Annotated in this window: 11 protein-coding genes and 1 pseudogene; 4 read left to right on the plus strand and 8 right to left on the minus strand. The window is 31.4% G+C overall.

Annotation, left to right across the window (positions count from 1 at the left end):
• Positions 1–267: 267 nt before the first annotated feature.
• On the minus strand, positions 268–960 hold the full coding sequence (locus HMPREF3058_RS05195; RefSeq protein WP_002487148.1) for a ribose 5-phosphate isomerase A: 693 nt from the start codon (positions 958–960) through the stop codon (positions 268–270).
• A gap of 165 nt (positions 961–1,125) precedes the next feature.
• Between HMPREF3058_RS05195 and HMPREF3058_RS05200 the strand changes: the two genes are divergently transcribed.
• Positions 1,126–1,806, plus strand: a complete 681-nt coding sequence (locus HMPREF3058_RS05200) for an MOSC domain-containing protein (protein WP_002491114.1) — start codon at positions 1,126–1,128, stop codon at positions 1,804–1,806.
• A 77-nt stretch (positions 1,807–1,883) separates the two neighbouring features.
• On the opposite strand, the gene HMPREF3058_RS05205 is transcribed toward HMPREF3058_RS05200, so the two are convergent.
• On the minus strand, positions 1,884–2,894 hold the full coding sequence (locus tag HMPREF3058_RS05205) for an aldose epimerase family protein (protein ID WP_002491047.1): 1,011 nt from the start codon (positions 2,892–2,894) through the stop codon (positions 1,884–1,886).
• A 590-nt stretch (positions 2,895–3,484) separates the two neighbouring features.
• On the opposite strand from HMPREF3058_RS05205, the gene HMPREF3058_RS05210 reads away from it, so the two are divergent.
• Complete coding sequence (locus HMPREF3058_RS05210) at positions 3,485–5,095, plus strand: ribulokinase (protein WP_002491043.1); 1,611 nt, start codon at positions 3,485–3,487, stop codon at positions 5,093–5,095.
• Positions 5,096–5,585: 490 nt separating this feature from the next.
• Here HMPREF3058_RS05210 and HMPREF3058_RS05215 read toward each other — a convergent pair.
• Positions 5,586–6,157: pseudogene (locus HMPREF3058_RS05215) on the minus strand (DUF805 domain-containing protein).
• Between the two features lie 206 nt (positions 6,158–6,363).
• Here HMPREF3058_RS05215 and HMPREF3058_RS05220 point away from each other — a divergent pair.
• Positions 6,364–6,972 (plus strand): DNA-3-methyladenine glycosylase, encoded by a 609-nt coding sequence (locus HMPREF3058_RS05220; protein WP_002457274.1) that lies wholly within the window; start codon positions 6,364–6,366, stop codon positions 6,970–6,972.
• Positions 6,973–7,126: 154 nt separating this feature from the next.
• On the opposite strand, the gene HMPREF3058_RS05225 is transcribed toward HMPREF3058_RS05220, so the two are convergent.
• Genes HMPREF3058_RS05225 through HMPREF3058_RS05235 form a run of 3 tightly spaced genes read right to left on the minus strand, consistent with a single transcriptional unit; the run spans position 7,127 to position 8,804 of the window.
• Positions 7,127–7,930 carry a DUF4097 family beta strand repeat-containing protein gene (locus HMPREF3058_RS05225; RefSeq protein ID WP_002491101.1) on the minus strand — a complete coding sequence of 268 codons (804 nt, stop codon included), beginning with the start codon at positions 7,928–7,930 and terminating at the stop codon, positions 7,127–7,129.
• Positions 7,927–8,487, minus strand: a complete 561-nt coding sequence (locus HMPREF3058_RS05230) for a DUF1700 domain-containing protein (protein ID WP_002491130.1) — start codon at positions 8,485–8,487, stop codon at positions 7,927–7,929. The genes HMPREF3058_RS05225 and HMPREF3058_RS05230 overlap by 4 nt, the downstream gene beginning before the upstream one ends.
• Complete coding sequence (locus HMPREF3058_RS05235; protein ID WP_002447239.1) at positions 8,484–8,804, minus strand: PadR family transcriptional regulator; 321 nt, start codon at positions 8,802–8,804, stop codon at positions 8,484–8,486. The genes HMPREF3058_RS05230 and HMPREF3058_RS05235 overlap by 4 nt, the downstream gene beginning before the upstream one ends.
• Positions 8,805–9,122: 318 nt before the next feature.
• Here HMPREF3058_RS05235 and gltS point away from each other — a divergent pair, with 318 nt between their 5' ends.
• Positions 9,123–10,331: a sodium/glutamate symporter gene (gene gltS / locus HMPREF3058_RS05240; RefSeq protein WP_002447238.1), complete on the plus strand. Its 1,209-nt coding sequence runs from the start codon at positions 9,123–9,125 to the stop codon at positions 10,329–10,331.
• A gap of 155 nt (positions 10,332–10,486) precedes the next feature.
• On the opposite strand, the gene fni is transcribed toward gltS, so the two are convergent.
• Both fni and corA read right to left on the minus strand, forming a co-directional pair.
• Positions 10,487–11,536, minus strand: coding sequence for a type 2 isopentenyl-diphosphate Delta-isomerase (gene fni, locus HMPREF3058_RS05245; protein ID WP_002499312.1), 1,050 nt, complete (start codon positions 11,534–11,536; stop codon positions 10,487–10,489).
• 43 nt (positions 11,537–11,579) lie between these two features.
• Entirely contained in the window at positions 11,580–12,527 is a 948-nt protein-coding gene (corA, locus tag HMPREF3058_RS05250) for a magnesium/cobalt transporter CorA (protein ID WP_002491097.1), read from the minus strand.
• Positions 12,528–12,568: the final 41 nt, after the last annotated feature.

Consider the following 12,568-nt stretch of genomic DNA (forward strand, 5'->3'; position numbering starts at 1 on the left):
TTATAACAAATTGAGTTTAAACAAAATAGAAATGTTTACCTCACTCAATAATATAGAAAACATAAATCAGCATACAATTTTCATTTTCGGAGTTCAGTACAAATCATTTATTGAACTAACTTTATTACAAATTGGAGAACTCAATGACTATGATAAGATTGTATGTCATTCATGTCTTTACAACTCTAATATGTATTGTTTATGTAAGAAAATCACTTTAACACAAATGCTCTATCTCAGATTAATTTTTTCAGCTTAATATAATGGCTAAGTCTCTTTATTTAATATTTTTACGCCTTCTTGTGTTCCTACTATTACTTGATCGACAATATTGAGGAAATATCCTGTTTCAAGAACACCAGTTAAATGAATTAAAAATTCGTGTAGCTCATAAGCAGAAATTCGATTTTGCAATGAACAATCTAATATGTAATTACCATTGTCGGTAATAAAAGGTACATCTTCATTAATTCTTCTGTTTACATGAATATCATAAGTACACTCAATTTTTTTGGCAACTTGGTACCAATTAAATTTATCGACTTCAACTGGTAATGCAAATGTTTCTCCTAAATAGTTGACGAGTTTACTTTCATCTACAACAACGACAAATCGGTCAGCCATTTCATCTATGACCTTTTCCCTAAATAAGGCTCCACCACCGCCTTTAATAAGGTTAAGCGCACTGTCTACTTCATCAGCGCCATCTATTGCTAAGTCGATTTTCTCAACATCATTTACATCAACTATATTCATAGCTAATTCTTTAGCTAAAAATGCTGTTTTATTAGAAGTGCAGACGCCGGTAATTGTATAATTCTTTTGCTGAATTAATTCAGCAATTTGGGGAATTAATAATTCAATTGTGCTCCCTGTTCCTATTCCTAGTGTCATACCATTTTCAATTTGACCAAGTACATCTTCTAAGGTCATCAATTTTAGCTCTTTTGCATCTTTCATGGGTCGTTGCTCTCCTCTTCATAAAAGTATCTAATTATATTCTACATGAGATTCAATTTTTTAACATACCTCATTTTTGATTTCATATTAATCATTTCATTTTATTGTTAAACTATTTGTATCAACACTTGATAATAGCTTATAAATTAAAAGGTCGTGATATACATGATTAAAGTGAATGCCATATCTATTGGCAAAATAGAAACATTGTCTTATGGTAACTATAAACCAATGCAATCAGCGTTAAACAAAATTCCTTTTAAAGGTCAAATGTGGCTCAATCGACTTGGGTTCGTGGACGATGAACAAGCCTATCATAAACATGGTGGTATACATAAAGCGATATGTTGTTTTAGTAAATCTAATTATCAATTATTTAAAGATGACTTACATCAATTACCTGAATATGCAATGTTTGGTGAGAATTTGACAGTTGAACATCTAGATGAAACCGATGTTTATTTTGGTAATCAGTATCAACTAGGCGATACAATCATAGAAGTATCAGATATACGAGAACCTTGTTGGAAAATTCAAGCTAAATATGCAATACCTAATTTAGTTCAAAAAATGTCGCAATCTGGTAAAACTGGATTTTATTTTAGAGTTATAAAAGAAGGATATGTACATCAGAGTGATAATTTAAAACTCATTAAAAAGGCAGAATCAAACACACGTCTATCTGTGAAAGACTTAAATCATCTATTCTATAATGAGCGTGATAATTTAAGATTAATTTATCATGCTCTTCGAAATCCTTATCTTTCACCTGATCGAAAGGAAAAACTACAAAAAATGAAAACGCGTGCCGAAAATAGAAAATTCATTAATTCTGACGATAAGTAGTTTAAAAAGAGTCTGAAACTTTTAAGCTCAGACTCTCATATGTATTGCAATGAATGATGATAATCATCATAAAAATACTACTTTTCATGAATTTGAAAACTTGTTTTAGATGTAAATAATGTATCTGCCTCTAAAATAGACTGAGCTTTGGCGCCGTACATATTTATATCATTAGGCATATATTGAGTTTCGATGGAAAATCCAGAATGCGCCTTATAAATATTAAAATCATTGTTCCAAACTTGTGGATCATTAAACGTAAACATTACAAAGTGAGGCATATCAGTCTTAATATTAAGTTCAAATTCAGAATTATCAATGGTAAGCTCATTTCCACCAAATTCGAAAGGATGATCAATGCCATTATAATGATTAATTTGTTGTTGCAAAGTTTCATTGTCACTTTCAAAAATATCTTTTAAATAGACTTTATTTGTATCCAATAATCGATGTAAATCAAGAGATTGCTCCTCTTTAACAATATGTTTATCATTTAACATATACATTTTTAATTCTGAACTATTAATACAGTGGTTATACACAACATTGTTATCACGATTCAAATTAAAATAAACATGATTTGAAGGATTAAATACTGTTTTTTTTGTTGATTTTGCCTCATATTGTACGGACCATCGATGATTGGCATCATAAGTGTGAATAACCTTTACCATCATATTTCCAGGATAATTGTCCTCTTCTTCTTTAATCGTTGTTGTGAATATAATCTTTACTTGTCCAATATCATCAACTATTTCATAATCAAAAATACGTCTATTTAATCCATGACTGCCCCCATGCAAATGATGTTGACCATCATTTGATTCTAATTGAAAAGTATCATCATCTAATTTAAATGATGCATTTTCAATTCTACCTGCATAGCGACCTATCGTAGCACCAAAATTAAAAGGTTCTTCAAAATAAAATTCATCTGCTTCTACTACATTCCCCAAAACGATATTGTTATCATGGTATTTCCAAGAAACAATTCTTGCACCATAGTTTGTAAATACAATTTTCGTATCGTCATTATCAATTTTAATTAAATCTAAACCGTGTCTTTGATGTTCAACTTTAGATATCATTACATAATCTCCCTTTCAACCTTGTAAAATTAACGCCCTTCTAACTATATTTCAATGACTAAAGGCCTCTATCTCACCTGTCCTAATTCCCCTCATCACCTTAGTTAACAGTGTTTATAATTACTTACTTATATCAATTTGATTTGTATTTATAATCGCCAGCCTAGCGATTGATTTAAAAGTTAATAATGATATAAGAACATCTGCTTTTAATTGGACAAATTTTTACATAGAAGAACGTTCAAAGTCTTACATTACTTTCAATTCCCTGATTTTTTAAGACGTTCGCCATAAAAGGGGTAGCTTTTTGGCTAAACAAATCAAACACTTTATACTTTAAAATAGCAATATAAGACTTTTTAAATTCAACTTTTATCAACAGTGTTTCACTTACATATTGTTACACTTTTTCTTGTAATATTCCATAGATTTCGGCAATTAACGTAAATAAATTGTATGTCAGATGATTCGAAAATATAATTATTATTTTTGTAAACACTTACATTCATGTAAACTATACTTGAACATCAAATCGTCGACTCAGAACAATATGATTTATTACAATTACGCTATATATAGGAGGCATACACATGAGTTATAGTATAGGAATTGATTTTGGAACCGCTTCTGGAAGGGTGATATTAGCTGACACATCCAACGGACATATCATATCAAGATATGAGGAAGACTATGCGAACGGAACTTATATGAACTCATTATATGATAAACCGTTACCTGAAAACTACTTCTTACAAAATGCTGACGACTATTTACAAATTCTTGAACAAGGTGTTCAATATGTATTAGAGGATAGTAAAGTTAATAAAAACGATGTGGTTGGTATTGGAGTCGACTTTACAAGCAGTACAATTATCTTTCTCGATGAACAATTTGAACCGCTTCATCGTCATGAAGATTTAAAGACAAATCCACACGCGTACGTAAAATTATGGAAACATCATGGAGCTCAAGATGAGGCAAACCATATGATTCAGATGAGTAAGAATAAAAATTGGTTAGATTATTATGGCTCAAGCGTAAATAGCGAATGGATGATACCGAAAATCATGGAAGTTAAACATGAAGCACCAGAAATTCTTAGAAGAGCACGGTATATAATGGAAGCTGGAGATTACATTACTAGTATACTAACAAATTCAAATGTACGATCAAATTGTGGTATTGGCTTTAAAGGTTTTTGGGACAATGATGCAGGATTTAATTACGAGTTCTTCCATAGCGTGGATTCTGATTTACCTAAAATCGTCAAAGAAAAATGTGAAGCGCCAATCATATCAATTGGAGAAAGTGCAGGTCGTTTATGTAAAGACTATCAACAGATATGGGGTCTTTCTCAAGATATCCAGGTTTCACCTTTTATCATAGATGCACATTCTGGCGTCTTAGGTGTTGGGGCAATAGAAGCTGGAGAATTCACTGCAGTCATTGGTACAAGTACTTGTCATCTCATGTTAGATTCAAAGCAAGTACCCATTTCTTCTATAACTGGCTCAGTTAAAAATGCTATTATACCTGGATTATATGCCTATGAAGCTGGTCAACCAGCTGTCGGTGATTTGTTCGAATACTCAAAGAACCAAGCACCTAAACATATTGTGGATCAAGCAAATGAACATCATATGCCTGTACTTAACTATTTAGAGGAATTAGCAAGTCATATTAAAATAGAAGAACAACATGTTGTTGTTTTAGATTGGTTGAATGGAAATCGTAGTATACTTAGTAATAGTCATCTAACTGGAAGTATCTTTGGTCTTACACTTCAAACACCATATGAAATGATTCATCGAGCATATATTGAAGCTACAGCATTTGGAACAAAATTAATTATGAAACAATTTGAAGATAATCATATTCCTGTTCATACAGTATATGCATCTGGCGGTATCCCACAAAAGAGTAAATTACTCGTTGAAATTTATACAAATGTCTTAAATAAAAAGGTTGTCGTCTTAGATTCATCTAATGCTTCAGCTCTTGGTGCAGCGATGTTAGGTGCAACTGTTGGTAACGCATATAGTACATTAAAAGAGGCGGCATTATCTATGAAGCAACCTATAGCTTATATACAAGAACCTGAATTCCAAAAAGTTCAAGCATATGAACCACTTTACCATAAATATTGTGAACTACATGATTTATTAGGTCGTCAATATCCTGAATTATCATATTTGATTTAAGTTGTTATCCTTTTTAAGAGGTTTAATTTTAATCAACGATACCATGATTAAAGTTGTAGTGAATAAACATATCAGCATTGATGCAATAGGACGTCGATGCATAAGAAGTTCCACAGTGATATGAATCAGCAAATATATATAGCGAAATTAATCTTAAGCTAAACTCGTTGTTTTTTTATTGACTTAATGACGTTTAATAAATTCTGGTTTGCTGTAAACATGTATTTTTCTATCATCATATAGCATGAAGAACAAAATAGGTATCACAAAAATAACTAAACTTGATAATTAAAGCTTAACTTGAGCTTTTGTTATCAGAGGAACGACAACAAAAGCGCTAAAATACATATAAAGGCATACAAGGATTAATAACTACTTGATAATGCTTACGCTGAATACATGAACATTTTCAATTCAATCAAAAACTATCAATACAATTAAAGTACCCGAGACAATCATGATTGTCTCGGGCTATATTATTGTTTAAATTTTATTTATCAACTGGATTAGCATTATCACCATGGAAATTTGTCTCGTTACGATTGTACTTTGGACTTGGTCCATATTTATTAGACTCTGTTTTACTATCTAAGCAAGTCAATACTAATATTAATATCGACCCAATCCAGTAGATTAAGCAGATAATTCCCATAAATATTAATACCGGTGAATTATCTATATCTGGTATATAATTAAAACCAGATAAAATGACAGTGTAAACATAAAAAATAATCGGGAGAGTTATTGTCATTGAGCGATCATGGAATCTTCTTGATAATATCGCAACATTAGGTATTAATGTAACTAAACTATAAATCAAAATATAAATCACAGAAAAGATTAAAATTCCTACCCCCAACAAGATAAATCCATAACTTTTAAAAGTTTCACTTAATATTAAAGAGATAATTCCAAAAGCGTAACCAATAATTGTAGGAATCATAAAATTTAATGCCATAACATAGCAAACCAATACTCACTTCTACGAGAGCGCCCTTTAAAATTAAAATAGTTAGTCCAAAATAATTTAAAAGCTTGTGTAAATCTAACTTTTTCTCTCATTAGATATACTCCTTTTCATTTTGTCATTAAAACAAGTGTTTTAAATCAACACATTATTTGTTACATTAAAAAGAGTTTATTTCTATTAAAACTCATATTGAAAGTATAACAAAAAGTATTTTAAATAAAAATAGTAATATAAAATATAATATTTTAATTTACATTTTTTAAGTAAATTCTTTTAATAAAAAAGAGAGATGATATATTTGGACTTTATAAATCAGCAGACAACCCAAACTGCAAAAGCTTTATTAGGTGTTAAAATTATATACCAAGATGACTATCAAACATATACTGGATATATTGTAGAAACTGAAGCTTATTTAGGTATACAAGATAAAGCGGCACATGGTTTTGGTGGCAAAATAACGCCAAAAGTGACATCTTTATATAAAAAAGGTGGCACAATATATGCACATGTGATGCATACGCATTTATTAATCAATTTTGTTACACGGACTGAGGGCATTCCAGAAGGTGTACTTATTCGTGCTATTGAACCAGATGAAGGTATCGGCGCTATGAACGTCAATCGTGGAAAATCTGGATACGAGCTCACTAATGGTCCAGGAAAGTGGACTAAAGCTTTCAATATTCCACGGTCAATTGATGGCTCAACCTTAAATGACTGTAAATTATCTATAGATACCAATCATCGCAAATATCCAAAAACTATTGTAGAAAGTGGTCGTATCGGTATTCCTAATAAAGGAGAATGGACAAATAAACCACTACGTTTCACTGTTAAAGGCAATCCATATGTCTCTAGAATGCGCAAATCAGATTTTCAAAATCCCGACGATACATGGAAATAAAAAAGGGAGCAGGATATTATTATTTGTCCTACTTCCTTTTTCTAAATTTATTCAAATTAAAATCTGCAGAAAAGTGCATTTTAAAATACACCATTCATTGTTTATTGAAAATACCTCTTTCCTCAATTTTTGAGCTAATGTTAGAAAAATGCCTTTATTTCACTGTAATATCTCCATTTTCATTAATTAATTTCACTTTATTATTCCCATTGTTAACTTTACTATTATTTAACACACGATGATCGATGTCTGTTTGCCCTTCTTCATTACGAGTGATGATTTGGGTGTGATGAAGTTCTTTTTTATAATTCAAGTTTATATCCCCTTCTTCATTTTTAATACGTAAAGGAATATCAGGGGGCAATTGTTTCATTTGAATATCCCCATTGTCATTTTGAATATCAGCATGATTAAAATGAATATCTTTCGTATGAATATCTCCATCCTCATTATGAAGCGTCACCTTTTTATATCGTCCGTTTTGAACTTTAATGTCTCCAGATTCAGTATCAAATCTTCCTGTGTCACTATTTACTCCAACAACATTTAAATCCCCATCATTAGTTTTAATATCTATGTTTTTAATATATTTAGGTACTGTAATCGTAATATGATTACTAACATGACCTTGTATTCTAAAATTAATATGCGGCCTTGTTTGACGCTCTGTAATTACCCAATGTTGATTGTTCACCTTGCTAGTGACGTTTAAATTTTTGTCATTCCCTTTGGACTTAACCGAAAAATGTTCACCTTTTTTCACAGTTATATCGCTTACTTTTCCATCAACATAAATACTTTTCACAGTATTATCATCATAGTTTTTCATTAAATTTGTTGTTTGATCATTATATTGCTTGTCTTTACTCAATTTTTTATTTTGTGCATATACTCCCACGCTACAAATAATAATTAGTGACAAGCCTATTAATAATATTATCGCTGCAATTTTTTTCATGATTGTACACTTCCTTTGACAATAGAGATATTCCATTTTAAATATTTCATAGTTAAGTAAAATAGCCACTTAATGAGGTAGTAAGTCACTACTGCAAGTACAAGTCCAACACCAAACATTAAACCAGTCATAAATATGTCATATAGGATAATGGAATGAAAACCATCCATAATTCCTTTAATGAGCAACATCAATGGTGCAACTAGTGAAGCTAGAGTAAAAATGATGAAGGTTAATACGAGCAGAATGCTTAAAAAAGCTGGTATTATAACAATAAAAAAGTTAAGCAAACTTAGCCCCATTACTGCTACAATTGCGGATGAAATATTCATTAAGGACACTTTTTGATGTGCATTTTCTACACTAAAAGTAGCTGTAAGTTCCTTACCTATTACTTTTGGATTACCTAACTCTTCACATACTTCTGATTCAGACTTTCCCTCTTGCTGTCCGCTATAAAAGTGCGTATCGTACTCATTCAAAATATCTTCTTTTTCTTCTTTATTCATATGTTTCAAATGCCTTTTAAGTTCTTTTAAATAATCATTTTTATTCATTCATTCTCACTCTCCTCAATGAAATGTTCTACAGCTTCCGTAAACAATTTCCATTCCTCTTCCAATTGATCAACCCTCGCAGCCCCCTGTTGAGTTAATTGATAGTACTTTCTAGACGGTCCTTCAGTTGAAGGTTGATAATACGTACTCAGTTCCCCACTTTTAACCAAACGCCTTAGTAGAGGATAAACTGTACCTTCAGCTATGGTCATGTATCTCGAGATATTTTGTACAAGTGAATAACCATACTGATCTTCTTTTTTAATAATAAGCAGAACGATTAATTCTAAAGCACCTTTCTTAAACTGTGCATTCATATACCTACCTCCTCAATCGTATAAACAGTATTAAACTATACACAGTAGTGATTCAAAATAACTATAGCATCTACTACTATACATTGCAAGGTACTGTGTCTAATTTATTAATACACACGTCTTTATACAAATTTCTTCATCTTTTATTGATAAATTATAAAAATTAATAATTATAATTTACTTATATCATTATTTGACAAACTGGATTTATTTCATTTGTGTATGTATAATGTGTATTATGGGACTTTATAAGGTTTACATTGAATTACTCTAATATATAACTAGTTATATAGGGTTTCATACAAAGGGGGCTTTTAAATGATAGAATTTGATGCAATTACCACATTATGTTTGGCATGTGTTTTATATTTAATTGGTCAAACAATAATCAACCATGTTTCTATTTTAAGGCGAATCTGTATTCCGGCACCTGTCATTGGTGGTCTTTTATTTGCAATATTAGTGGCTATATTAGATTCATTTAATATCGTTAAAATAAAACTTGACTCGGCGTTCATTCAGAATTTCTTTATGCTCGCTTTCTTTACTACAATTGGACTGGGCGCATCATTAAAACTATTCAAAATTGGTGGAAAAGTCATGTTGATTTATTTCACTTTTTGTGGAATTATGGCTATTTGTCAGAATATTATTGGTGTATCACTCGCTAAACTCTTAAACATTAAACCTTTATTAGGTCTTACAGCAGGTTCAATGTCAATGGAGGGTGGTCACGGTAATGCTGCAGCTTATGGTAAAACCTTACAAGATATGGGTGTAGATTCAGCAGTTGCAGCTGCTTTAGCTGCCGCTACACTAGGCCTTGTATTCGGTGGACTCATTGGTGGTCCCATCGTTAAATATTTAATAAAACGCTATGATCTTAAGCCAGAGCATCGTGACGATTCATTTAAAAATTATGGTATCGTTGAATACAATCAATCATTACATACAAAATATAAACCTATTCAAGTCTTTTTTATACAATTTTCTATACTCGTATTTTGCATGGCATTAGGAACATATATTGGCAATACTTTTACCGATTTAACCGGAGTTAATATTCCAATGTATGTTGGTTCAATGTTTGTAGCAGTAATTATTAGAAATGCTACAGACTTTATTGGTTGGGATATCGTTGATTTAAAAATGAGCGAACAAATAGGTGATATTTCATTAGGCATCTTTTTATCATTAGCTTTAATGAGTATCCAACTAACTCAAATATATTCTTTAGCTATCCCACTAATCATAATTGTTCTTGTACAAGTCGTATTTATGGTACTGTTCTCGATTTTCATATTATTTAAAGGACTCGGCAAAGATTACGACGCTGCTGTTATGGTAGGAGGATTTATTGGTCATGGTTTGGGCGCAACACCAAATGCGATGGCTAATTTAGATGTTATCACTAAAAAGTTTGGCAACTCTCCTAAAGCATATCTAGTAGTTCCTATTGTTGGTGCTTTCCTCATCGACTTAATCGGTGTAATTATTGTTATGAGTTTTATTCAACTTTTCAGTTAAACCATTCACCTTTTTTATTATAAGTACACGCTTTATAATAAAAACCCATTACATTTCGGCATAACTATATAAAAAACGATAATTCCTATAAATCTCACTTGGGAATTATCGTTTTATTTGTATGTTGAAATTATTACAATATACTATTTCATTTTTTATTTTCTATTTAAATGAAGACCACGTTGATTGATCCATGATATCAACTCCGGACTCATTACGATATCTGCTTGTCGTAAACACTCAATGTTCGGCGCATCTAACATCGTCATAATTTTTTTCATATGTTGAATAAAAGACTCTACATAGTCGATGGTATTTGTAATACCTGATTGTTCTACTTGATTTAAGAACGGGCGAGACATCCCTATTGCTTTTGCACCTAATGCTAAACATTTCACAGCATCGAGTGGCGTTCGTAAGCCACCGCTAGCAAAAATATTTAATCGATCTTGAAATTCAGTACTCTCAAGTAAGGATTCTACGGTAGATTGTCCCCACTGAGATAAATAATTCATATCTTTCTTCGAACGTCTTTCATTTTCAATATCAACAAAATTAGTCCCACCGCGTCCACTGACATCAACATAGTTAACACCAATATCATGCAACGCTTGTAACGTTTCTTTACTCATTCCGAAACCAACTTCTTTAATAATAACTGGAATATCAACGCGTTTAACAATAGATTCAATATTTGACATCCATGAAGCAAATTCACGGTTCCCTTCTGGCATGACTAATTCTTGAGGAGAGTTCACATGAATTTGTAGCGCTTGAGCGTCTAATAATTCAACCGCTTGTAGAGCTTTATCCACTGGTACATCGGCACCCACATTGCTGAAAATGGTTCCTTTGGGATTTGTTTTACGCACAATGCTAAATGTTTCAATCATATTAGGATTTCGCAAAGCTGCATGTGTTGATCCCACCGCCATTGCAATTCCAGTTTCTCTAGCAACAATTGCTAATTTTTCATTAATTTGTTTTGTCCAATCACTTCCACCAGTCATTGCATTTATATAGATTGGGTATGCCAAATCGAATTTCGTTGTATGACTTGTCATATCGACCTGACTAACATCAATACTGGGGATGGAATGATGAACAAATCTCACTTTATCAAAATCTGAAACCAGCGCATCTTTCTGTGACATTGCGATTTCTACATGTTCATTTTTCCTCTGTTCTCTTTGTGAGTCACTCATTAAAACACCCTACCTTTGTTAAATTATTTATATATATATAGTTTTAAAACCATTTTTTCTTTTTAAAGAATATGATTAATATTATTGTTATAATTAGCATTAGAGTTAAGCACACGAAATAAGCATAATGCCATTTCAACTCAGGCATAAATTCAAAGTTCATTCCATATACACCAGCAATAAAAGTGAGTGGTGAGAATATAACAGATACAAGCGTAAGTATCTGCATTATACTGTTCATCCTAAATGACGTGAATGATTCATAATTTTCACGAATCTCATTCGTCATTTCTTGAGAAGTCCGAATAACACTTCTTTGTTTAATAAGATGATCATCAATATGTTGAATATACATTCTATGTTTGGCATCTTTAATTATATTTCCTTCTTGTTTCATTGTATCTACAACTTCTTGCATCGGAAATAATACGCGTTTAATTTTAATTAAATCCGAACGTAATTGAAAAACATTTTCCATAACGCTCTTACTATAGCGGTCATCGACATGCTTAGCTTCAAAATTATACACTTTATCTTCAATACCATAAACAAAGTTAAAATATTTATCCACCATACAATCCAGAATATGAATGACGATATCTGCACAATCTAATTCACTATCATGATTTTCTGTATTGTATTGAGCTACACGCTTTAATGATGGGAAATGTTTGTGATGGTATGTCACTAAAACATTACCTTCTAAAAATACACTTAGTGAGATTGGTGAGTAATCATCATTAATAATACTATGAAATATCATATATTGATACGCGTTATATTCTTTATATTTAACTCGTGGGTCACCATTGATAGCATCATCTATTTCTAAGTAATTGAAATCAAAATGATTTTTTAAATATTCATTTTCTTCATCAGTGGCATTTTCAAAATCATACCATATAATCGTTGCATCTTTAGGAATCTCTTTCACATTTGAAACTAATGTAAGAGGTTGCGATAAAGATTGAAATCTAACGGTCACCGTCATCTTTCTTACCCCCTCATACTTTATAAATTACATTTTATCAT

Origin of the sequence: Staphylococcus sp. HMSC068G11, from assembly GCF_001815825.1 — a bacterium.
In the GTDB taxonomy this organism is placed as follows: Bacteria; Bacillota; Bacilli; order Staphylococcales; family Staphylococcaceae; genus Staphylococcus; species Staphylococcus epidermidis.

Coding starts and splice junctions, on each gene's coding strand:
- corA (WP_002491097.1), bottom strand. CDS start 12,527: ATGACGGTGACCGTTAGATTTCAATCTTTATCGCAACCTCTTACATTA.
- gltS (WP_002447238.1), top strand. CDS start 9,123: ATGATAGAATTTGATGCAATTACCACATTATGTTTGGCATGTGTTTTA.
- HMPREF3058_RS05225 (WP_002491101.1), bottom strand. CDS start 7,930: ATGAAAAAAATTGCAGCGATAATATTATTAATAGGCTTGTCACTAATT.
- HMPREF3058_RS05230 (WP_002491130.1), bottom strand. CDS start 8,487: ATGAATAAAAATGATTATTTAAAAGAACTTAAAAGGCATTTGAAACAT.
- HMPREF3058_RS05200 (WP_002491114.1), top strand. CDS start 1,126: ATGATTAAAGTGAATGCCATATCTATTGGCAAAATAGAAACATTGTCT.
- HMPREF3058_RS05235 (WP_002447239.1), bottom strand. CDS start 8,804: ATGAATGCACAGTTTAAGAAAGGTGCTTTAGAATTAATCGTTCTGCTT.
- HMPREF3058_RS05210 (WP_002491043.1), top strand. CDS start 3,485: ATGAGTTATAGTATAGGAATTGATTTTGGAACCGCTTCTGGAAGGGTG.
- HMPREF3058_RS05205 (WP_002491047.1), bottom strand. CDS start 2,894: ATGATATCTAAAGTTGAACATCAAAGACACGGTTTAGATTTAATTAAA.
- HMPREF3058_RS05195 (WP_002487148.1), bottom strand. CDS start 960: ATGAAAGATGCAAAAGAGCTAAAATTGATGACCTTAGAAGATGTACTT.
- fni (WP_002499312.1), bottom strand. CDS start 11,536: ATGAGTGACTCACAAAGAGAACAGAGGAAAAATGAACATGTAGAAATC.